Source organism: Promicromonospora sukumoe 327MFSha3.1, assembly GCF_000385135.1.
Lineage (GTDB): Bacteria > Actinomycetota > Actinomycetes > Actinomycetales > Cellulomonadaceae > Promicromonospora > Promicromonospora sukumoe_B.
This window is the reverse complement of the sequence record NZ_ARQM01000010.1, coordinates 1,673,727-1,694,106: the sequence shown is the minus strand read 5'-3', so window position 1 is coordinate 1,694,106 and position 20,380 is coordinate 1,673,727. Positions and strand designations below refer to the sequence as shown.

Genomic DNA, 20,380 nt, shown 5'->3' with positions numbered 1-20,380 from the left:
CCCGTGTCCCCGCTGCTCCATCGCGCGGGTCCGCTGCCGCGACGTGCCTCCGGGCGCGCCGCGGCAGCGGTCGCGCTGCTCACCGCACTATTGCTGGCGGCGCCGGCCGCCGTCGCCAGCCCCGTCGTCCGGGCCGGCACGCTCCAGACCGGCACGGTCCCGGCCGGCACAGCCGCCGACGACGGCATCTCGTGGTCCGTCACGCCCGCCGACAACCGGCAGGGCGACGGCCGCGCCAACTACGCCTACGCCGTCGACCCGGGCGAGCGGGTCGAGGACGCCCTGGTGGTGACCAACCGGTCGGCGGCCCCGCTGGCGCTGACCGTCTACGGCACCGACGCCTTCACCACGCCGAGCGGGCACCTCGACCTGCTCACGGCCGACGAGCCCGCGACCGGCCTCGGCACCTGGCTCACCTTCGAGCGCGGCACGCTCGACCTCGAACCCGGCGAGTCGGCCGAGGTCCCGTTCACCCTGCGCGTGCCCGACGACGCAGCCCCCGGCGACCACTCGGGCGGCGTCGTCACGGCCCTGACCCAGACCGTGGGCGACACGGCCCTGACCGTGGACCGCCGCCTCGCGCTGCGCGTGCACGCGCGCGTGGCGGGGGCGCTCGCGCCCGGGCTCGACATCAGCGACCTGAGCGTCAGCACCGACGGCACGGCCAACCCGTTCGGGACGGTCACCTCCACGGTCCGCTACCGCCTGACCAACACCGGCACCGCGCGGCTCGTGCCCACGGAGACCGTCTCGGTCGCGGGCCCCGGCGGCAGCACCTGGCCGGGCGGGACGGCGACGGCGTCGGGCGAGCTGATGGAGATCCTCCCGGGGTCGACCGTCCAGCGCGTGGTCCAGGTCTCCGGCGTCCGCCCCCTGGTGCGGGCCGAGGCGAGCGTCCGGGTGGACGGCCTCGTCATCGGCATCGGCGGGGGCGGCGTCACCTCGGTGCACGACGCCGCGAGCGGGTGGGCCGTGCCCTGGACCCTGCTCGCCCTCGTGCTGCTGGCCGTCGCGGCCGCGGTGGTGGTCCCGCTGGTGCGGGCGCGCCGGTCCAGGGGGACCATCAGGGAATGACCGAGGGTGGGGAATGAACGAGGGCCGGGCATGAGCGAGGGCGAGGAATGAGCGAGGTCGCGGGCGCGGGGCGCCGGTTCCCCGGGTCGGTGTTCCGGGTCGGCTCGGAGCCCGACGCGCGGTTCTCCCTCGCGAACGAGCGCACCTTCCTCGCCTGGATCCGCACGTCGCTCGCGCTCGTCGCGGGCGGCGTCGCCCTGGAGACCCTGGGGCTGGACATGCAGCCCGGCCTGCGGCTCGCGGCGTCGATCGTGCTGATCGTGTCCGGCACGCTGCTGCCCCTGATCGCGTGGGCCTGGTGGATGCGCATCGAGCGGGCGCTGCGCAGCGGTTCGCCGCTCCCGGCGACGATCGTCGGGGTGGTCCTCGCGGGCGTCGTAGCGGTGGTGGGCGTGCTCGTGCTGCTCGGCGTGCTGCTGCGATGACGGCTCCGGGAGCTGGGCCGGGAGCCGGAGCGGGCGCCGGGCCGGGCGCCGGAGCGAGGCCGGGCATCCCGCCTGGCGCGGGCACGGGCCCAGCAGGCCCGGCGCCCGCCCCCGGCCTGCAGCCCGAGCGCACCGAGCTGGCCTGGCGCCGCACGGCTCTGGCGGTCGCTGCGGTCTCGCTGCTGGGCGCCCGGCTGCTGCCCGCGCTCTTCGGGCACGCGGTCTGGCTGCTGCCCGGCCTCGTCGGGACGGGGCTGGCGGGGTACCTCTGGATCGCCGCCCGACGCCGGCACGCGCGGCGGACACCGGTCCCGGCGCGCGGGCCGGGACCGGACACCCCGGGTGCGGGGCTGCTCGCGCTGACAGGCGCCGTCGGGGTGGCGATCGGCCTGGGCGCCCTCGCCGTCGTGATCTCCCTGCACGTGTGACCCGCGCGATGCAGAGGTGCGCTTCTACCCCGTCATTGGGCCCGAAACCCGCATGATTCCGGGCCTGATGACTGGGTAGAAGCGCACCTCAGACCCGGGTCAGGGCAGGGTCCAGCGTTGGACCGTGCTTCCGTCGCAGTCCGCGATCTGGGTGCGGGTGCCGTCGTTCTGCACCCGGCCCACCGGTTGCAGGCACCGCCCGGACTGCGGGTTGCGGAGCGCGAGCGTGCCGCCGGTCGAGGCCCACTGCTGGGCGCCGGTGCCGTTGCAGTCCCAGAGCTGGACGGCGGTGCCCGCCGCCGTGCCGCCGTTCGCGACGTCGAGGCACTTCCCGAGCGCGCGGACCGTGCCGTCCGTGCCGACGGTCCACTGCTGGGCGGCGTTGCCGTTGCAGTTCGCGAGCTGGATGGGCGTGCCGTTGGCCGAGCTGGCCCCGGCGACGTCGAGGCAGATGCCGTTGCTCGCCCGGACCGTGCCGGTGCGCCCGCCCCCGCCGCCCTGGGAGTCGTAGACGCGCACGTAGTCGACGACCATCTGCTGCGGGAACTGCGTGCTCCCGTCGGGGTAGCCGGGCCAGTTGCCGCCGACGGCGACGTTCAGGATGAAGAAGAACGGCTGGTTGAACACCCACGGGTTGCCGCCGGTGTTGGCGGGCGTGAAGGTCTGGTACGCGTTGCCGTCCACCAGCCAGGTGATCGAGTTGGGGCTCCAGTCGATCGCGAAGGTGTGGAAGTCGTCGGCGAACGACCAGCCCTGCGGGTGCTGGTACTGCCCCGTGATGGGGTTGCCGCCCGAGTAGCCCGGACCGTGCAGCGTGCCGTGCACCAGGTGGGGCTCGCGGCCGATGTTCTCCATGATGTCGATCTCGCCGGACTGGGGCCACGGCGTGCCCGGGAACTGGCCGCCGAGCATCCAGAACGCGGGCCAGATGCCCTGGCCGCGCGGGATCTTGATGCGCGCCTCCAGGCGGCCGTACTGCGGCTGCACCTTGCCCTTGGTCGTCAGGCGGGCCGACGTGTAGCCGCTGCCGTTCTGCCGGGCCGTGATGACGAGGTTGCCGTTGCCGTCCAGGGCGGAGTTCTGCCGGGAGTTGACGTAGTTCTGCAGCTCGTTGTTGCCCCAGCCACCGGCGCCGGTCTCGTGGTTCCAGTTCGCGGCGTTCGGGGCGCTGCCCGCGGCGCCGTTGAACTCGTCGGACCAGGTCAGGGCGGCGGCGGCAGCCTGCGTGGTCTGGTCCTGCGTGGTCAGGTCCTGCGTGGTCTGGGCTTCATCCGGCGCCGCCCCGGCGTCCGACACCTTCGGCGGCGCTGCCGAGGCGACGAGCGAGGCGGACAGGACGAGCGTCACGGCGGCGACGGCCGTGACCAGTGTCCTGGAGGCTCTGGGGGTACTGCTGGGGGTGCTGGATCTGAGTGCACGACGCATCGGGGTGCTCCCTCGACGTGATCATCCCTCCGGGCGGGACTGCCCGGGCGGTCATCGCTGTGTCTTACGCGCGCGTGGCCCGAACCGTATATTCGGCCGCCGAGACCGCACAACGGATGGTCGCGCAGTTACGGGTTTTCCCTACCGGCTGTGAACGTTCCGGGCACGGATTCGCGGATCGGGTGACGGGAACGCGTGGCGGCACCCCTGCCCCGGCTTCACCCCTTACCGTCTATCCGTGACCCTTGTCGACCTCGTGCTGATCGTCGCCCTGCTCATCGCGCTGGGCGCCGGGCTGAGCCGGGGCCTGCTGGCCACGCTCGGCGGCCTCATCGGCCTGATCCTCGGCGGGCTCGCGGCCTTCTGGGCAGTGCCGGCCGTCAACGACGTGCTGCCGTCCTCGGAGTGGCGGGGGCCCGTGTCCATCGCGCTGGCCGTGCTGCTGCCGCTGTTCGGCGCCTCGGTGGGGGCCGGGTTCGGCCGCGACCTGCGCCGGGGCGTGGACCGCACCGCGCTGCGCCCGCTCGAGCGGCTGCTCGGCGGCGCCGCGAACGTGATCGTCGTGGCCCTGGCGCTGTCGTTCGTCGGCAACGCGGTCTCCGCCACGGGCACGCCCGGCGTCTCCTCCGCGGTGTCGTCGTCCACGGTGCTGCGCACGATCGACCACCTGACGCCCCCGGCCGTGGGCCGGCCGCTGGCCCAGATGCGCGCCATGGTGCTCGACGACGGGCTGCCGCGCCTGAACATCCTGATGGTCCCGCGGCAGGAGCCGGTCGTGCCCGCCGTCGACCTCGGCAACGCCCAGCTGGAGGCCGCGTCCCAGTCGGTGGCCCGGATCTCGGGCATCGCGTACGCGTGCGGCAAGAGCTCGACCGGCTCCGGGTTCGTGGTGGCCACCGACCGGCTGGTCACCAACGCCCACGTCGTGGCCGGCGTGGACCGGCCCGTGGTCGAGCTGCCCGACCAGCCCGCCCGCGAGGGCCGCGTCGTCTACTACGACCCCGTGGACGACCTCGCCGTCATCGCGGTGCCGGACCTGTCCGCCGACCCGCTGCCCATCGCGCGGACCCTCTCGGTGGGCGACCGCGCCGCCGTCCAGGGCTACCCGTACGGCGGCCCGTTCACCTCCCGCAGCGCGGGCGTGCTCAGCGTCAGCACCACCCCCGTACCGGACGTGTACGACGAGGGCGCCAGCCCCCGCGAGGTCTACTCGCTCGCCGCGCAGGTGCGCCCGGGCAACTCGGGCGGGCCGCTGCTGACGACGGACGGCCGGGTCGCGGGCGTCATCTTCGCCCGCGCCGAGTCGGACGTCGAGGTCGGGTTCGCCATGACCGACACCGAGCTGCGCCCCGTCGCCGAGCAGGCCACCGCCCTGGACACCCCGGTGTCGTCGGGCCGGTGCGCCGGCTAGAACCCCCGGTAGTCCGCGATCGGCAGCTTGGGCCCGCGACGCGGCGCCCGGGCACGCCCCGACAGCGACAGCAGCCGCACCACCCGGTGCCGGTGCGGCGCGTAGGGCGCGAGCAGGCGCAGCATGCCGGCGTCGTCCGTGCGCTCCCCCGTCAGCGCCCAGCCGACGGCGGCCGGCAGGTGGAAGTCGCCGACGGAGACGGCGTCGGCGTCGCCGAACGCCCGCTGCGCCACCTCGGCCGACGTCCACACGCCGATACCCTGCACCTTCTCCAGCCGGGCCCGGGCCTCGGCGGGCACCATGGCGGCCGCCTCCTCCAGCCGCGGGGCCACCACCGCGCACCGCGCGACGGTCCGCGCCCGGCCGGGGTCGACGCCGGCGCGGTGCCAGTCCCACACGGGCACGCGGGTCCAGGTGCCGGCGTCGGGCACCACGCGCAGGCCGCCGCGCAGCCCCTCCGGGGCCGGCCCCGGCGCCGGGGCGCCGTACCGCGCGACGAGCCAGCGCCAGGCCCGGTGCGCGGTGACGGTCTGCACGCGCTGCTCCAGCACGGCGGGCACCAGCGCCTCCAGCACCCGGTCGCTGCGCACCATGCGCAGGCCGGCCGCGCGGCGGTGGGCGACGGCGGCCTGCGGCGGCGGCTCGAAACCGGCCGCGTCGTCGTCCTCGCCGAGCAGCACCGGGAGCGCCTCGGCCGCCTCGCGAGCGCCGTCGCCCCAGTGGTGCACGACGACGTCGTGCGGGCCGGCCGGGACGAACCGCTGCGTCACCGGCCCGCTGCGCAGCAGGGACGTGCGCCACACGGACCCGTCGGCGGCCCGGTGGAACGTGGGGTCGCCCGGGCCGTGGCCGAGGGGCCCGAGCGTCAGGCCGACGTCGAGCCGCCGCGGCGAGGTGTGGCGGACGGTGAGCACATCCCAGTGGACCACGGAGGGGTGGGTCAGCAGGAAATCCGGGCCACCTCGCGCGCCACGGTCTGCACCAGCAGGCGCTGCCCGAGCGGCCGGAAGTGCCCCGCCAGCGGCAGCTCGACGTTGCGCGCTCCGGTCAGCCGGCCGGTCTCGGGGATGTGCGGGTCGAACCGCGGGTAGACGGCGGTGATGCGCTCGTTGACCAGCAGCTCGCCCGCGAGCGCCAGCAGCACCGGGTCACGCGGGTCGAACGAGCGCAGCGCGCGGGAGACCATGTACCGCGCCCAGCGCGAGCCGGCGAAGGGCGTGGCGATCGCGACCATCCCGAGCACCCGCTCGCCCGCGGTCGAGAGGAGCACGCGCTTGCCGATCAGCCCGCCCTTGCTGTGCGCCACGAGCACGACGCCGGACAGGTCGGCGCGCTCCAGGTGCTCGGCGACGACGTCGGCGGACTCGGGCACGGGGCGGGCGTTGTGCCCGAGCGCGGGGACGGCGTGCACGGGGTGGCCGGCCCGGGCCAGCGCGGTCGCGACGGGGCCGAGGAACTCCCAGGTCTCGTAGATGCCGGGGAGCAGCACCACGGGCGCGGCGCCACCGGGTCCGGTGGGCAGGGCGGCGCGGCCCACCAGGTGCCGCAGCTGGCGGTCGGCGGCCCAGGCGTAGTCGACGGCCCGCTGCCCGAGCCGGGCCAGGCCCCGCGCGGCCGGGGCGAGGCCGTGTGCCGTCGGGCGCGTCACGTGCCCCGCGCGGAACAGGTTCATCCGGTGCACCGTACCGCCGCCGCCCGACGGGTGCGGGATCGGGTGCGGGACCGGATGCGAGTACGCCTGCCGGGTGCCACGGTGGCTCCATGCGGGTCGTCGTCGTGGGAGCCACCGGGAACGTCGGGACCGCGCTGCTGCGCGCCCTGCACGCGGAGCCGCAGGTCACGTCCCTGCTGGGGATGGCCAGGCGGCTGCCGGACCGCAGTGCCGAGCCGTACGCGCACGCGGGATGGGCGGCCGTCGACGTCGGGTCGGAGGAGATGGACGAGACCGTGGTCGAACGGCTCGCCGAGCAGTTCCGCGGCGCGGACGCCGTGGTCCACCTGGCGTGGCTGATCCAGCCCAACCGGGAGCGCGAGCTGCTGCGCCGCACCAACGTGGAGGGCACCCGGCGCGTGGCCGAGGCGGTGGCGCGGGCCGGGGTGCCGCACCTCGTGGTCGCGTCCTCGGTGGGCGCGTACTCCCCCGTGACCGACGACGAGCCGCGGCGGGAGGACTGGACGACGTCGGGTGTGCGGACGTCGCACTACAGCGTGGACAAGGCCGCGCAGGAGAGGGTGCTGGACGAGTTCGAGCGCGCGCACCCCGACGTCGCGGTGGCCCGGCTGCGCCCCGCGCTGATCTTCCAGGCGGACGCCGCCCAGGAGATCGTGCGGTACTTCCTGGGCCCGCTCGTGCCGGTGGGCCTGCTGCGGCACGGCCGCCCGCCCGCACTGCCGCTGCCCGCGGGGCTGCGCCTGCAGGCGGTCCACGCCGACGACGTGGCCGACGCCTACGCGCGCGTGGTCCTGGAGCGTGCCCGCGGAGCGTTCAACGTGGCGTCCCGGGACGTGCTGAGCGGCCGGGACCTGGCCCGGATCGCGGGGCACGGCCGCCTGGTCGAGGTGCCGCCGTCCGCCGTCCGGGGCGCGCTGGTGGCCGCCTACGCGGGGCGCGTGGTGCGCTCCGACCCCGGCTGGCTCGACATGGCGCTGGCGGTGCCGGTCCTGGACACGACCCGGATCCGGTCGGAGCTCGGGTGGACGCCGCGCAGGACCGCGGCGGAGGCGCTGGAGGACCTGCTGGCGGGGATGGCCGTGGGCCAGGGCACGGGGTCGGCCCCGCTGCGCCCGGCGAGCCCCCGGCCCCCGGGCGAGGCCGTGGTCCCCGTGCCGCGGAGGCTGGGCGAGGAGCCGCGCATCCCGGACTCCATGGACCACTACCTGTTCGGCCTCTACCTCTCCGACCACTACACGGGCGCGACGGCGGGCCTGGAGCGGCTGGAGCTGATGACCCGCAACTACGCGGACACGCCGTTCTACGCGGAGCTGGCGGAGGCCACCGAACAGCTGCGCGGCGAGCGGGAGCTCTACCGCGACCTGCTGGCCACGCTCGGCGTGCCGCGGCGCCGGCACCGCCAGGCTGCGGCGTGGGCCGGCGAGAAGGCGGGACGGCTCAAGCTCAACGGCCGCCTGACGGACCGGTCGCCGATGACGGCGGTGCTGGAGGCCGAGCTCATGCGGTCCGCGGTGCTCGGGAAGATCGGCGGCTGGCAGACACTGCGGGAGCACGCCGACGACGTCGGCCTGGACGCCGCGCGGCTCGACGAGCTCCTGGACCAGGCCCGCGCCCAGGTCGAGCTGTTCGACCGGTTGCACGCGTGGGCGCGGGAGCGGGCGTTCCGGACCGGCGCGGAGGCGTGGAAGCGCTAGCTCTCGCCGTCTCTTGCGTCCGCCCCGTCGTCGGCCGGCCCGCTCCGCGCCGCCGCGACCCGGATCTCGCGGCCCCGCTCGACCTCGCGGAGGTGCTTGGCCTGGCGCTTCTCGCTCGCCCGGGCATCCTTGGGCGGGAGCTGCACGGTCTCCTCGGCGGCGATGCCGCCCTCCAGCTCGCGCCCGCGCTCGAGCTCGGCGTCCAGCTCGGCGCCGAACAGCAGCGCGAGGTTGGTGATCCAGAGCCAGAGCAGGAACACGATGATCCCGGCCAGCGACCCGTAGGTGGCGTCGTAGCTGGAGAAGGTCGCGACGTAGAAGCCGAACGCGGCGGACGCGAGCACCCACGAGAAGATCGCGACGAACGCGCCGACGCTGATCCAGCGCATCCGGGGCTGCCGCACGTTGGGCGTGACCCGGTACAGGATCGCGACCAGCACGATGACCAGCGCCAGCACGACCGGCCACTTGGCGATGTTCCACACCGTGACGGCTGTGTCGCCCAGGCCGACGGCGTCGCCGACGGCGCGGGCCAGCGAGCCGCTCAGCACGAGCGCGGCGACGATCAGCGCCGCGATCACCACCGCGACGAGCGTGACCAGCAGCATCACCGGGCGGAGCTTCCACACGGGCCGGCCCTCGTCGATCCCGTAGACCCGGTTCATCGCGCGCCCGAACGCGCCGATGTACCCGGAGGCCGACCACAGGGCCAGGACGACGCCGACGACGAGGGTCAGCCCGGCCCGGCCGCCGCCCGACGCGGCGTTCTGGACGAGCGGCTCGACGATCGCCAGCGCGTCGGGCGGCACCACGCCGTCGACCGTGTCGAGCACCCGCTCGACCGCCTGCTCGCCGTCCCCCACCAGACCGAGCACGGAGACGAGCGCGAGCAGCGCGGGCGCCGCGGCGAGCACCGCGTAGTAGGTGAGCGCGGCGGCCAGGTCCAGGCACTCGTCCCGCGTGAACTGGCGCACGGTGTTGCGCGCGACGTACTTCCACGTCCCCCGGCCCAGGTCCGGCGGGGAGTCCGGCTTGCGCCCGTCGTCCGGTGCCGGAGCGCCGGCCCGTGCCGACGAGTCGTCGATGTCAGTCATGCCAGCCCCCTCGTCGGCCCTGCGGTCACCGGTCAGTCGGTCATGCGGTCGGTCCGCCACGCGTGCTCGTCCCGTGCCATCTGGTCCCGTGCCAGGTCTTCCCGCGCCTGGACTTCCGGCGCGACGTCGTGCGGCACGGTCTCGTCCGGCGCGACCGGGTCCGGCACCGCTTCCTCCGGCGCGATCTCGTCCGGCGCGTCCGGCACGGCCTCGTCGGATGCGCCCTCGTCCCCCGAGTGCCGCACCCGGTCCTTGACCCGAGCGACCCCGGCACGCACGCGGTCCGCCTGCCGCCGGGCGACCTGGCCCGGGCTCACCTTGTCGCGGAGCGCGTCGACGTCCCTGCTCAGCTCGTCGCGCGTCCGCTCGATCTCCTCGCGGATCTCCTCGGGATCGCCGGCGCTCATGCGTTCTTCCCCTCGTTGACGTGCGGGTCGTTCCGGTGCGAGTCGTTCGTGTGCGAGTCGTCGTGCCCGTGCAACGCATCGGGGATCTTCCGCACCGAGTCGGTCGTCCGCGGCAAGCCCTCGACGGCCCGCAGCTCGGCGCGGCCGCGCAGCGCGAGCACCCCGGCGATCACCGCCCAGACGCCCGCGACGATCAGCGCGGACCAGCCGCCGCCCACCAGTGTGCCGAGGGCCCACCACAGCGCCAGCGACAGGAACACCAGGACCATGTGGCCCGCGACGCCCGCGCCGCCGAACATGCCGACGCCCTTCCCGGCGCGCTTGGCGGACTCCGCCACCTCCGCCTTGGCGAGCGCGACCTCCTGCCGCATCAGCGTCGAGACGTCGCGGCTGATCCCGGCGACCAGGCTGCCCACGCTCTGCTCCGACTGGCTGTGGTCGGTCTGGCTCTGGCCGATCTGGCTGTGGTCGGTCTGGATCCGGTCCGGATGGCTCGTGCCCGGATGGCTCATGCTCGGACTCCCGTTCTCGCTCGACTTCTAGCTCGACCGCTAGCGCGACAAGGCGTGCAGAACCGGCCGCTTCATGACCACTCATCAACCTAGGCCCGCGACACCGACTCGCAACCGGGCAGCCCCGCGACCAGCGACTTTGACGTCCGTACTGTCGGAATCGCCCGAACTGAGATAGTGTATTTGGCTTGGAGTCATGAAGCGGCTCCAGATCCAGTTGGATCTGGGAGGTTCATGTGCCTTTGACCGAGAAGCCGCGAACGACCGCAGCGGGCGATGCCGGAGGCACCCCCGCCCTCCCCCACGGGTTCTCGGCGGCGGACCTCGTGCGCACGCTGGGACTCGGCACCAACCTGGTGGTCGGCACCTACCGCGTCGGGGTCACCTCGGGAACGTGGTGGTGGTCCGACGAGGTGTACGCGATGCACGGCTGGAAGCGGGACGAGGTGGAACCGGGCCTCGAGGCGCTGCGCTCGCGCAAGCACCCCGACGACCGCGGCCGCGTGGTCCGCGCCGCCGGCGAGGCCCTGCGGCTGGGCCGCCCCTTCGCCTGCGCGCACCGGATCGTGTCGCGCAACGGCCGCACCCGCTCCGTCGTCGTCACGGGCGAGGGCACGCACAGCGCGCTCGACCGCTCCCCCGAGCTGGTCGGCTACGTCGTGGACGTGACGCCCGTCCAGAAGGAGGCCCTGGACCGGCTCGCCGACGGGGCCGTGAACCGCGCGTTCGTCAGCCAGGCCGCCATCGAGCAGGCCAAGGGCGTCATCGTCGCGGTGCGCGGCGTGGACGAGGACGTGGCGACCGACGTCCTGACGCAGGTCGCGCTGAAGGCCGACGTACCCCTGCGCCTGGCGGCCGACCAGGTCATGGCGGCCCTGCGAGCCGACAACGAGAAGACCGGCGTCACGCAGGCCGCGCTGCGCCGCGCCCTCGACGCCGTCCACTCCGTGGGGCGGCCCCGCGGGCACGACGCCCTGCTGACCCGGCGGCCGCGTCGGACCGAGACGACCGACACGCGCCGCCGGGACAACTGAGCCTCAGCCGCGCGCCGCGGGCACCGTGAACACGGGCTTGCCCGGCGTCAGCTCGGCCGTGTAGGCGACCAGGTAGGTGTCGAGCCAGGTGGCGCGCTCACCCTCGGTGGGCGCGTCGCCGGCCGGGTCGTCCAGCGGCAGCTCCAGCCGGGCGTTCCTGATCGTGATGACCTGACCGGACGGCGTATCGACCCAGGTGCCGGTCTGCACGGAACCGATCTCGACGGCGAGCCGGTGGCCCGCGGCCAGGGTCCAGTCCGTCGACTCGAGGTCGAGCGAGAGCTTGCCGTCGGTGATGGTCGCGGCCTGCTCGGCGAACGGGACGGCCGTGCCGTCCGGGGCCACGTCGTGCAGCTCGACCAGCACGTTGCCGGTGCCGCGGGCGTTCAGCGCCACCTTCGGGGTACCCACGACGCGGGTGTCCTGCCGCACCGGGGCCGACCAGGCGAAGAAGCTCGCCTCGGCCGGGTCGCCGCCCTCCTCCGGGCCGCCGTTGTCCGTGTAGGAGCCGTTGCCGAGGCGTACCTTCGCGGTCCGGTCGACCACGGGCCAGGTGTCCTCACCGCGCCAGGCGCCGGTGTTGTCCTGGATCGCGAACGCCGGGGACTCCGTCGTCGGCTCGACGCCCTTGAGGTGCTCGTCGTAGAAGGCGCCGATCTCCTCGAACCAGCCCGCACGCCCCATCTTCAGGGAGCCGTCCGGGTTGGTGTCGTTGCCCCGCACGTGGTCCCACGGGCCCAGCCAGCCGCGCTGCGGGCCCTCGTGGTTGGTGAGGTACTCCTGGATGCCCTCGGGCCGGGTGTTCCACTCGAGGAAGCCCTGGGTCACGAACAGCGGGGTGTCCGTGCCGGCGGCGTGGGCGGCCAGGTCACGGTCCTTCCAGTACTCGGTGCTGGGGTTCGCGATGAGGCTGTTGGCGGTGTTGGCCGCCAGGCACTCGGGGTGCGTCTCCTCGTACCTCGAGTTCTTCAGGTAGCGCTCGTCGTCGTCCGGCAGCTGCGGCAGCGTCGCGATCGTGTTGTACGTCTGCGGGGCGATGATGCCCTCCTGACGCGGGATGCCGTTCGACCGGATCCGGTCGTACATGTCCCAGATGGGCTCCTGGGCCACGACGGCCTTGAGCGCGTCCTGGTCCAGGTTGTTGCCGATCAGGCCCGTGACGGCGTCGTACGACTTGCCGTACATGCCCACCGAGCCGGTCGACCACGACTGGTCGGCGGCCCAGTCGATCGCGGCGCCGACGTCGGCCTGCTCGCCCGGTCCCGCGAAGTCGATGCAGCCGGTCGAGCCGCCGTAGCCGCGGGTGTCCACCAGGACCAGCGCGTAGCCGCGGTCGAACAGGTCGATGCCCTCGACCAGGTCGCCGAACCGGTCCGACGGGCCGGTGTGCGGGTGCCCCTCGTCGAAGATCTCGCCCGAGTGCCCGAAGTACGAGCCGGCCGACAGGATCACCGGCACCTGCTCGCCCTTCTCCAGACCCTCCGGCAGCAGGACGTCGGCGTGCAGCTCGACGTCCGACCCGTACGAGGACGGGAAGTAGTGCTGGGTCCAGGCGGCACCCTCCGGGACGCGGTCGTTCTCCTCGTGCGTGACGGGGTCGGCGGCGGTGGCGACGGCGGCCTTGCTCTCGCCCTGCGACTCGTCCGACGTCGCCGTGGCGACCGGGACGGCGATCGCGCCCGTCAGGGCGACGGCGGCGAGGGCTGAGACGGTCGTGACCGTGGCGCGTGTTCTCACGTGCTCCTCCAGGTTCTCGGGTACGGCTAGATCACATCCCGGATTTCACCCGCCCGACAGTGCGACGGCGTCATCGGCCCGGCGTGACATTCGTCGTGGCCGGTCGTGACGCTGCGTCACTGGTGGGGGCGCGGCCGGGGACGAATACTGGACCCGACCTGCCGTGCCCGACCGAGCTGCCCGACCCGATCTGGAGTGCCGATGGACCCCGAGTGGTGAGGACCCGGCGGACCGCGCTGTCCGAGCACAACGAGGCGTCCCAGGGCCGGCTGCGCCGGCTCAACCTCGTGCTGCAGGTCCCGCCGATCGCGCTCGCGGGCGTGGTGCTGGTGCTGGTCGACCACCAGACCTGGTGGGGCACGGCCGCCCTCGTCGTCGGAGTGCTGGCCGCGATCGTCGCGATGGAGCGGTGGACGGCGGACGACCTCGCACGGGTCGCCCTGCCCTGCCTGGCCGTCAGCGCGGTGGTGTGGCTGTTCGGGGCGCTGGTGGCCGACAGCAGCACGGCGTTCTACGGCATCGGCGTCGTGGGCTCCCTCGTGGTACCCCAGCTGCCGCGGCACCGGATCGCCGCGGGGCTCGGGCTGCTGGCCTTCATCGCGGCCGCGGGCGCGAGCCGCCTGCTGGTGTCGCAGGCCGACGTCGTCGGCGACCTGTTCGCCTTCGTGCTGATCCCGACGGGCGTGTTCGTCGTGGCGACGCCGCTGCTGTACGGCAACCAGATGTACCTCGACCTCATGAAGGAGACGCGGGAGCGCGAGGCGGAGCTGGCCGTCGCCCAGGAGCGCATCCGGTTCGCGGGCGACCTGCACGACATCCAGGGCCACACCCTGCACGTCGTCAAGCTCAAGACCGTGCTGGCCCGGAAGCTGGTGCACCGCGACCCGGACCGGGCGCAGGAGGAGCTGCGCGAGATCCACGCCCTGGTGGCCGACACGATCTCGCAGACCAAGGACCTGGCGCACGCGCAGCGGCGGCTCAACCTGTCGGCCGAGCTGGAGAACGCGAAGAACCTGTTCGAGGCCGCCGGCATCACGGTCCGCGTGGACCGCCCGGCCGAGGCCGACCCTCGCACCGCAGAGCTGCTGGGCCAGGTGCTGCGCGAGACGACGACCAACATCCTGCGGCACGCCCAGGCGACCTGGGTGCGGATCACCCTGACCGGGACGGGCATCGACATCGTCAACGACGGCGCCCGGCCCGGTCCGGCGCCCGAGCTCAGCGGGCTGTCCGCCCTGCGACAGCGCGTCGCCGAGGACGGGGGCGAGCTGACCGTGGAGCAGCGCGAGGGGCGGTTCCGGACGGCGGCGTCGTTCGGGGCTGGGGCCGGGCTCGGGCTCGGGGCCGGGGCCGGGGCCGGGGCCGGGGCCGCTGGGACAATCACCGGTAGGACGGCGGCGCCGTCCGCCACAGCTCTGGAGGGCAGCAGATGACCACGGTGGTACTGGCCGACGACGAGGCGCTGCTCCGCAAGGCGCTCGCCGCGCTGCTCCCCCTGGAGGGCGACATCGAGGTGCTGGCCGAGGCGGAGGACGGCGCGGCCGCCGTCGAGGCCACGCTGGAGCACCGGCCCGACGTCCTGGTCATCGACCTGGAGATGCCCGGGGTGGACGGCCTGGCCGCCGTCGGCGAGATCCGGGCCGCACAACCGGACCAGGTGATCCTCATGCTCACCCGGCACGCCCGGCCGGGGGTGCTGCGCAAGGCGCTGCGGCTCGGCGTGCAGGGCTTCGTCAGCAAGTCCGCGGAGCCGGCGCACATCACGACGGTCATCACCGCCCTGCACGAGGGCAAGCGGTGGATCGACCCGGACGTCTCGGCGCTCGCCGTCATCGACGACTGCCCGCTGACCGAGCGCGAGGTGGACGTGCTGCGGGTGACCAGCAAGGGCTACTCGGTGGCCGAGATCGCGGCCCAGCTCCACCTGGCGGAGGGCACGGTGCGCAACTACCTGTCCAACGCGATGCAGAAGACGCAGACCCGGACGCGGCACGAGGCGGCGCGGTACGCGCGGGAGCACGACTGGCTGTAGGGCGGGCTGGGGTGGCTGTGGTCGGGGGGCTGTCGTGGTTGGGTGGCTGTCGTGCGCACACTTGAGATCGTCCGGCACTCGCTGACGCGTAAGGGTGCCGACCGTGGCAAGGGCTCCGCGCTGTCCCCGGAGGGGGTCCGACTCGCGCGGGGGCTCGGGGATTCGATGACGGCTCGTCTTGGTGCGGTCGGTTCGGGTGCGGTCGGTTCGGGTGCGGTCGGTTCGGCTGCGGTCGGTTCGGCTGCGGTCGGTTCGAGTACGGCCGGTGGGGGTGCCGCCGGGATCGGCTGTGTGGCGGTCGGTGACTTGCCGCGACACCTGGAGACTGCGATCGTGATGGGGTTCGCCGTGGACGAGCAGGTCGCCTGGCCGTCCGGTTACGTCGAGGGCGAGGTCGGACACCACGACCAGTGGACGTGGGACCAGCCCTTCGTCCGCTACGCGAGCCTGCTGGCCCGGGGCGGTCGACTGCACGAGGTCGCGCACGACCACCTTGGTCACTGGCGGCGGATCCTCGATCGCCTTCCGGAGGGCGGGACCGCGCTGATCGTCTCGTCGGGCGGTTCGATCGAGCCGGTGCTGGTGGCAGCGATGCCCGACGCCGACCACGCCGCCTGGGGCGGGCCGCTGCACCACCTGGAGGGGGCGACGGTGACGGTGGACGGGGGCCGGTTCGCCGGGGTGAGGATGCGGCGGCGGGTGGGGTGAGGTGGCAGGTCAGGTGAGGTGGCAGGTCAGGTGAGGGCGCAGGACGGGTGAGGTCGCGGGTCGGTCGGGGCGGGTTTCGTGGTCTCGGCTCTGTCGGGTCCGACTCCTCCTGGCACGGGTCTACGCCGCCCGGCGTCGCCTTGAGCTGATTCGTCCGGCCCGGCTACGCCCTGCGATGCGGTTTGGCGCTTCCAGGGGTTCTGCCCCGCAACGATCGGGTGGCATTGTCAACGCCGAGAGCCGCCTGACCGGAGCACGGGATGCTGAGTTCCAGGGCTTGTCCACAGGGCGCGTAGTCGGATTCTGCTGTTGGCGGATCGGGTCGACTCGACGAGCGGTGCGTACGTGTGTGCCATATGTTGATGGCATGACGCGAACGGGTGAGGTACCAGGACGAGCAGGCAAGCAGCCTGCTCGATCGGTGCTGCCCGAGAACGGACCGAGACTGCCTGGTGGGTCGGTGCTGCCCGGCGGGTCGGGGGTGCCCGACGGTGCCGGGAGGTCCGGTCCTGCAGGCGCGTCGGGTGCCTCCGGTGCGTCCGCGCACGACGGGGCCGTCGACGTAGCGAGCGTGCGGGCGGTTCGCGAGGCCCTCGCGTGCATGATCTTGCCCGGTGCCACTGACATCGGGTCCGGTGATGCTGATGTCTCGCGTGCGGTGCAGGCGGAGTGGGTGGATCTGCTCGGGGAGCTGGAATCGGTGAAGAACGCGATCACCGCGACCCAGGCGCGGCTGACGGTCGCGCTGGACGAGGCAACCCGGGCTGACGAGGCCCGACAGAGCATCCGGGCCGAGCGGCGTGGGCGAGGTGTGTCCAACCAAGTCGGCGCGGCGCTGCGGGTCAGCCCGCACGCCGGGGCCGGGTTCGTCTCCACGTCCCGGGTCTGGGTCACCCAGATGCCCCACACCTTTGCTGCACTCCAGGCCGGAGTGCTGTCCCAGTGGCGCGCCACCCTCCTGGCCCGGGAGACCTCCCACCTGTCCCTGGAACACCGTGCCCTGATCGACGAGGAGATCTGCGGACCCGCACACCTGGCCGAGCTGGCCCGGATGAGCACCCGTCGGCTGATCGCCCGGATCAAGGAACTCGCCGCCCAGCTGGACGTGCATGCCTGCGTGAAGCGGAACGCCCGCGCCGTGACCGAACGTCGCGTGTCCATCCGCCCGGCCCCGGATCTGATGGTCTACCTCACCGCGCTGGTCCCGATGGCGCAGGGTGTGCAGGCCTACGCCCAGCTCAAGGCGTCCGCTGACGCCGCGAAGGCCGCGGGTGATGAGCGTGGGGTGGGGCAGATCATGGCCGACACCCTCATCGAACGCGTCACCACCCGCGAGCCCGGCCACGCGAACGATGTCCCGGTCACGATCAACCTCCTCGTCTCCGACGACACCCTCCTCGCCAGCGGCAACCAGCCAGCCGTGGTCGTCGAGGGTGCACCCGCCGGTGCGGGCGTCGTCCCCGCCCCGGTCGCCCGCAGCCTCGCCGCGCACGCGATCGACACCGACACCGCGTGGCTGCGGTCGATCTACGTCAACCCGCACGGCCGGCTGCTGGCCACGACGTCGACGTCCCGTTTCCACCCCCAGGGCCTGGCGGCGCTGTTGCGGGCCAGGGAGCAGGGCATCTGCGCCACCACCTGGTGCGACGCCCCGATCCGGCACACCGACCACGTCACCCCACACGCCGAGGGCGGCCCGACCAGCCTCGACAACGGCCAAGGCCTGTGCGCCCGCTGCAATCACGCCAAGCAAGCACCGGGCTGGACGCAGAAGTCCACCCAGCTCAACGGCCTCCACGCCGTCGAGACCATCACCCCGACCGGGCACACGTATGTCTCGGTCGCGCCCACACCGCCGACACCGTCCAGGACCAGCGACACGACAACCGGCCCCGACGCGACGCCAGCCCGAGGCGCAGACCCGTACCCGAACGGGACAGCACCCGACGGAGCGGCACCCGCCGACCCGCAGGGAACCGGTCAGACGGGCCGCGACATCAACTCAGCCCCCGACCGAGACACGACCACGTCCGGCGACGGGCACACGTCGGCAACCGCTGAGCCCGGTCCCGGCCAGGACGCCACCCCAACCCACGAGCGCACCGCGACCCCACCCTGGACCCCCGCAGTCGGCATGACCGGCCCCGCACCCGGACGCACACCACGCAGCCGCTACTCGATCAGCTGCCACACCACGCCCGCCCACGGCGCGATCCCCTACCGGCCGAGCCCACCGCCTCGCCAACCACGCCCGGCACAGCAACCACCGCGCCGGGCAGCAGGTCGAGCACCAGCCCCGTTCCGCCGAGCCGACTTGTCGTGGGCCCATCCCCGCTGACTCCACTGCCAGGCACCCGCCGCACGGCGCGCCGCCGTCGTCGGCGCTCGGCCGGCGGCAACCGTTCGCGCGCCCATGACGAGTCACCCCACCGTGCAGCACGTCGTCGGGAGCCGTGCCCGGACGCGGTCGATCAGTGCGAGCCGACCTCTGGTGGACGCAGCTCGGCGGATCACCAACGCCGCGAGCGCCTGTGCCAGCTCGGGACACCAGCAGCCGCTCAGCCCCCCGTGACGGCGACGCCCAGAGACTCGTTCGGTGGCCGTGTCCAGCCCCCACGGCCACACCGGTCCGGCCTCCACCGCACCGGCCCCAGAACAACCAGCCCGCCCCGACCCCCGATACTGGGCAGGACCAAACAACGCAAGGGAGCGAACATGCCGGGCACCGAGCACACCCGCACGTTGTCGGTGCGCCTGCTCGGCCCGTTCGTCGTGACGGTTGACGGCGCGCCCCTCCCCCTCAGCTCCCGCCTGCGTACCCTCCTGGCAGTGCTCGCCCTCGACGTCGGGCACCCCGTGTCCACCGAGCGCATCGCCGCCGCGGTCTGGGGCACGGACCGTCCCGCCGACACCCGCAAGGCGATCCAGGTGCTCGTGACCCGGCTACGCACCGCGACGGGCGCCGCCGCCGTCCGTACCACCCCCGGCGGCTACGCCCTCGACGTCCCGCCCGGGGCCGTGGACCTGCACCGCTTCGAGACGACGCTCGCACAGAGCAACGAGGCCCAGGAACCCGCCGCGGAGTACCACCTCCTGCGCGAGGCAATGAGCCACTGGAGAGGCTTCCCCTTCGAGGCCGTCGACTCCGACCTGCTGATCGCCGACGACCGCCCGCGTCTCCTGGAGACCGCCCTCCGGACCGTCGAACGTGCCGCCGACATCGCCCTGGCCCACCAGGCCCCCACGAACCCCGACAGCCCCGACCTCGACGAGCTGGCCGCCGGCCTGCGCGAGGTCGTCGGCCTCCACCCCCTGCGCGAGAGCCTGTGGGTGCGGCTCATGGCCGTCCTCGACCGCACCGGCCGCCGCGCCGACGCCCTGGCCGCCTACCAGGACCTGTACCGCACGCTCCGCGACGAGCTCGGCGCCCAGCCCGGCGACGAGGCCCAGGCCTTCCACCGCGCCCTCCTCGCGGAGGACCCGCCCCAGCCGTCCGCGCCCCGCATGCTCCCCCCGCCGGACGGCGCGTTCCGCGGCCGCCACGACGCCCTCGCCGCCCTGGACGCGCTGCTCGACGACGCGCCCGGGATCGCCGTCGTGGACGGCCCCGGCGGCATCGGCAAGACGACGACCGTGCTGCAGTGGGCGCACCGCGCCGCCGACCGCTTCCCCGACGGCACCCTCTACGTGAACCTGCGCGGCTACTTCCCGACCAACACGCCGCTGGCCCCCGAGGTCGCCGTCCGCACGTTCCTGGACGCCCTCGGCATCCCGGCCGGCCGTATCCCCGACGACGCCGACGCCCAGACCGCGCTGTACCGCTCGGTGCTCGCCGACCGCCGGATGCTGGTGGTGCTCGACAACGCGCGCGACGTCGAGCAGGTGCGGCCGCTGCTCCCGGGCGGCCGGCGCTGCGTCGTCGTCGTCACGAGCCGCAACCGGCTCGGCGGGCTCGTCGCCGTCGAGGGCGCGGCCCGCCTCGCGCTGGGCACGCTGACGCCGTCCGAGGCCGAGGACGTGCTGGCCGCTCGCCTGGGCGCCGCCCGGCTCGCCGCCGAACCGGCCGCCGGCGACGAGCTGCTCGCCCTGTGCGGGGGCCTGCCGCTGGCGCACGTGATCGTCGCGGAGCGCGCCGTCGGACGGCCCGGGGCGCCGCTCGCGGCCGTGGTGCGCGAGCTGCACCGGCACGACTCCCGGATCGCGGCCCTGTCCGCCGACGGCGACCGGCCCGCCCGTTCCGTCTTCTCGTGGTCCTACCGCGCGCTGGGCGACGACGCCGCGAGGGTGTTCCGCCTGCTCGGCCTGCACCCCGGCCCGCACCTCACGGTCCCGGGCGTCGCGAGCCTCGGCGCGGTCACCGAGCAGCGCGCCCGCGCCGCGATCGCCGAGCTGGAGCGCGCCAGCCTCCTGATCGAGCTGGCGCCTGGCCGCTTCACGATGCACGAGCTGCTCATGGACTACGCGAACGAGCTCGTCGCCGGCGACCCGCCCGACGACACCGGCGCCGCCACGGTCCGCATGCTCGAGCACTACCTGCACGCGGCGCACCAGGCCGAGGAGGCGCTGGCACCCGCCGAGGACCGGCACACCCTCACGCCTGCGCCGGACGGCGTCGTCGGCACCACCGCGCCGGCCGGCCACGACGCCGGGCTCGCCCTGCTGGACGTCGAGGCGCCCGTCTTCGTCGGGATGGTGCGCCGGGCCGCCGCGACCGGGAACCCCGGGCA

The 20,380-nt window shown here is 74.1% G+C and carries 17 protein-coding genes and 1 pseudogene; 11 read left to right on the top strand and 7 right to left on the bottom strand.

Going from position 1 to position 20,380, the window contains the following annotated elements; translation table 11 throughout:
* Positions 1-3: 3 nt before the first annotated feature.
* From H291_RS0111315 to H291_RS0111305, 3 genes are read left to right on the top strand one after another with little or no spacing between them, the layout of a single operon-like run.
* Positions 4-1,074, top strand: coding sequence for a WxL protein peptidoglycan domain-containing protein (locus tag H291_RS0111315; RefSeq protein WP_232216024.1), 1,071 nt, complete (start codon positions 4-6; stop codon positions 1,072-1,074).
* A gap of 47 nt (positions 1,075-1,121) precedes the next feature.
* Positions 1,122-1,499, top strand: coding sequence for a YidH family protein (locus H291_RS0111310; protein ID WP_020015110.1), 378 nt, complete (start codon positions 1,122-1,124; stop codon positions 1,497-1,499).
* A complete protein-coding gene (locus H291_RS0111305) occupies positions 1,496-1,927 on the top strand; it encodes a DUF202 domain-containing protein (RefSeq protein ID WP_020015109.1) in 432 nt (143 codons plus the stop codon). The genes H291_RS0111310 and H291_RS0111305 overlap by 4 nt, the downstream gene beginning before the upstream one ends.
* 99 nt (positions 1,928-2,026) lie before the next feature.
* On the opposite strand, the gene H291_RS0111300 is transcribed toward H291_RS0111305, so the two are convergent.
* A complete protein-coding gene (locus H291_RS0111300) occupies positions 2,027-3,274 on the bottom strand; it encodes a glycoside hydrolase family 16 protein (protein WP_020015108.1) in 1,248 nt (415 codons plus the stop codon).
* Positions 3,275-3,590: 316 nt separating this feature from the next.
* On the opposite strand from H291_RS0111300, the gene H291_RS0111295 reads away from it, so the two are divergent.
* A complete protein-coding gene (locus H291_RS0111295; RefSeq protein ID WP_020015107.1) occupies positions 3,591-4,763 on the top strand; it encodes a MarP family serine protease in 1,173 nt (390 codons plus the stop codon).
* Here the strand turns inward: H291_RS0111295 and H291_RS0111290 are convergent.
* Positions 4,760-5,692 carry a DNA-3-methyladenine glycosylase family protein gene (locus tag H291_RS0111290; protein ID WP_198012451.1) on the bottom strand — a complete coding sequence of 311 codons (933 nt, stop codon included), beginning with the start codon at positions 5,690-5,692 and terminating at the stop codon, positions 4,760-4,762. The genes H291_RS0111295 and H291_RS0111290 overlap by 4 nt on opposite strands.
* A gap of 11 nt (positions 5,693-5,703) precedes the next feature.
* A complete protein-coding gene (locus tag H291_RS0111285; protein ID WP_020015105.1) occupies positions 5,704-6,435 on the bottom strand; it encodes an esterase/lipase family protein in 732 nt (243 codons plus the stop codon).
* 89 nt (positions 6,436-6,524) lie between these two features.
* Here H291_RS0111285 and H291_RS0111280 point away from each other — a divergent pair, with 89 nt between their 5' ends.
* A complete protein-coding gene (locus H291_RS0111280) occupies positions 6,525-8,129 on the top strand; it encodes an NAD-dependent epimerase/dehydratase family protein (RefSeq protein WP_020015104.1) in 1,605 nt (534 codons plus the stop codon).
* Here H291_RS0111280 and H291_RS0111275 read toward each other — a convergent pair.
* The 3 genes from H291_RS0111275 to H291_RS29580 are packed head-to-tail and all read right to left on the bottom strand — an operon-like array spanning position 8,126 to position 10,142.
* Positions 8,126-9,223 (bottom strand): YihY/virulence factor BrkB family protein, encoded by a 1,098-nt coding sequence (locus H291_RS0111275; protein ID WP_020015103.1) that lies wholly within the window; start codon positions 9,221-9,223, stop codon positions 8,126-8,128. The two genes, H291_RS0111280 and H291_RS0111275, sit on opposite strands and share 4 nt — an antisense overlap.
* Positions 9,224-9,255: 32 nt before the next feature.
* Positions 9,256-9,630, bottom strand: a complete 375-nt coding sequence (locus tag H291_RS32430) for a DUF3618 domain-containing protein (RefSeq protein WP_020015102.1) — start codon at positions 9,628-9,630, stop codon at positions 9,256-9,258.
* Complete coding sequence (locus H291_RS29580) at positions 9,627-10,142, bottom strand: phage holin family protein (RefSeq protein WP_020015101.1); 516 nt, start codon at positions 10,140-10,142, stop codon at positions 9,627-9,629. The genes H291_RS32430 and H291_RS29580 overlap by 4 nt, the downstream gene beginning before the upstream one ends.
* A 326-nt stretch (positions 10,143-10,468) precedes the next feature.
* On the opposite strand from H291_RS29580, the gene H291_RS0111260 reads away from it, so the two are divergent.
* Positions 10,469-11,176, top strand: coding sequence for a PAS and ANTAR domain-containing protein (locus H291_RS0111260; protein WP_157236817.1), 708 nt, complete (start codon positions 10,469-10,471; stop codon positions 11,174-11,176).
* 3 nt (positions 11,177-11,179) lie between these two features.
* Here H291_RS0111260 and H291_RS0111255 read toward each other — a convergent pair whose 3' ends face one another.
* Positions 11,180-12,913 carry a CocE/NonD family hydrolase gene (locus H291_RS0111255; protein WP_020015099.1) on the bottom strand — a complete coding sequence of 578 codons (1,734 nt, stop codon included), beginning with the start codon at positions 12,911-12,913 and terminating at the stop codon, positions 11,180-11,182.
* 215 nt (positions 12,914-13,128) lie between these two features.
* Here H291_RS0111255 and H291_RS0111250 point away from each other — a divergent pair, with 215 nt between their 5' ends.
* The 5 genes and pseudogenes from H291_RS0111250 to H291_RS34535 form a co-directional block, all read left to right on the top strand.
* Positions 13,129-14,346: a sensor histidine kinase gene (locus tag H291_RS0111250; protein WP_232216023.1), complete on the top strand. Its 1,218-nt coding sequence runs from the start codon at positions 13,129-13,131 to the stop codon at positions 14,344-14,346.
* Complete coding sequence (locus H291_RS0111245; protein ID WP_020015097.1) at positions 14,343-14,945, top strand: response regulator transcription factor; 603 nt, start codon at positions 14,343-14,345, stop codon at positions 14,943-14,945. Before H291_RS0111250 ends, H291_RS0111245 begins: the two co-directional genes overlap by 4 nt.
* A gap of 336 nt (positions 14,946-15,281) precedes the next feature.
* On the top strand, positions 15,282-15,653 hold the full coding sequence (locus H291_RS0111240; protein ID WP_020015096.1) for a hypothetical protein: 372 nt from the start codon (positions 15,282-15,284) through the stop codon (positions 15,651-15,653).
* A gap of 601 nt (positions 15,654-16,254) precedes the next feature.
* On the top strand, positions 16,255-17,991 hold the full coding sequence (locus H291_RS29575; RefSeq protein ID WP_084468104.1) for an HNH endonuclease: 1,737 nt from the start codon (positions 16,255-16,257) through the stop codon (positions 17,989-17,991).
* Positions 17,992-18,368: 377 nt separating this feature from the next.
* Positions 18,369-19,769, top strand: a pseudogene (locus H291_RS34535) (BTAD domain-containing putative transcriptional regulator); the annotation flags it as partial.
* Between the last annotated feature and the right edge of the window lie 611 nt (positions 19,770-20,380).

Excerpts from the sequence above, each read along its gene's own strand:
- H291_RS0111310 (WP_020015110.1), top strand. The coding sequence starts at position 1,122 with ATGAGCGAGGTCGCGGGCGCGGGGCGCCGGTTCCCCGGGTCGGTGTTC.
- H291_RS0111305 (WP_020015109.1), top strand. The coding sequence starts at position 1,496 with ATGACGGCTCCGGGAGCTGGGCCGGGAGCCGGAGCGGGCGCCGGGCCG.
- H291_RS0111285 (WP_020015105.1), bottom strand. The coding sequence starts at position 6,435 with ATGAACCTGTTCCGCGCGGGGCACGTGACGCGCCCGACGGCACACGGC.
- H291_RS0111280 (WP_020015104.1), top strand. The coding sequence starts at position 6,525 with ATGCGGGTCGTCGTCGTGGGAGCCACCGGGAACGTCGGGACCGCGCTG.
- H291_RS0111275 (WP_020015103.1), bottom strand. The coding sequence starts at position 9,223 with ATGACTGACATCGACGACTCGTCGGCACGGGCCGGCGCTCCGGCACCG.
- H291_RS32430 (WP_020015102.1), bottom strand. The coding sequence starts at position 9,630 with ATGAGCGCCGGCGATCCCGAGGAGATCCGCGAGGAGATCGAGCGGACG.
- H291_RS29580 (WP_020015101.1), bottom strand. The coding sequence starts at position 10,142 with ATGAGCCATCCGGGCACGAGCCATCCGGACCGGATCCAGACCGACCAC.
- H291_RS0111245 (WP_020015097.1), top strand. The coding sequence starts at position 14,343 with ATGACCACGGTGGTACTGGCCGACGACGAGGCGCTGCTCCGCAAGGCG.
- H291_RS0111240 (WP_020015096.1), top strand. The coding sequence starts at position 15,282 with ATGGGGTTCGCCGTGGACGAGCAGGTCGCCTGGCCGTCCGGTTACGTC.
- H291_RS29575 (WP_084468104.1), top strand. The coding sequence starts at position 16,255 with ATGATCTTGCCCGGTGCCACTGACATCGGGTCCGGTGATGCTGATGTC.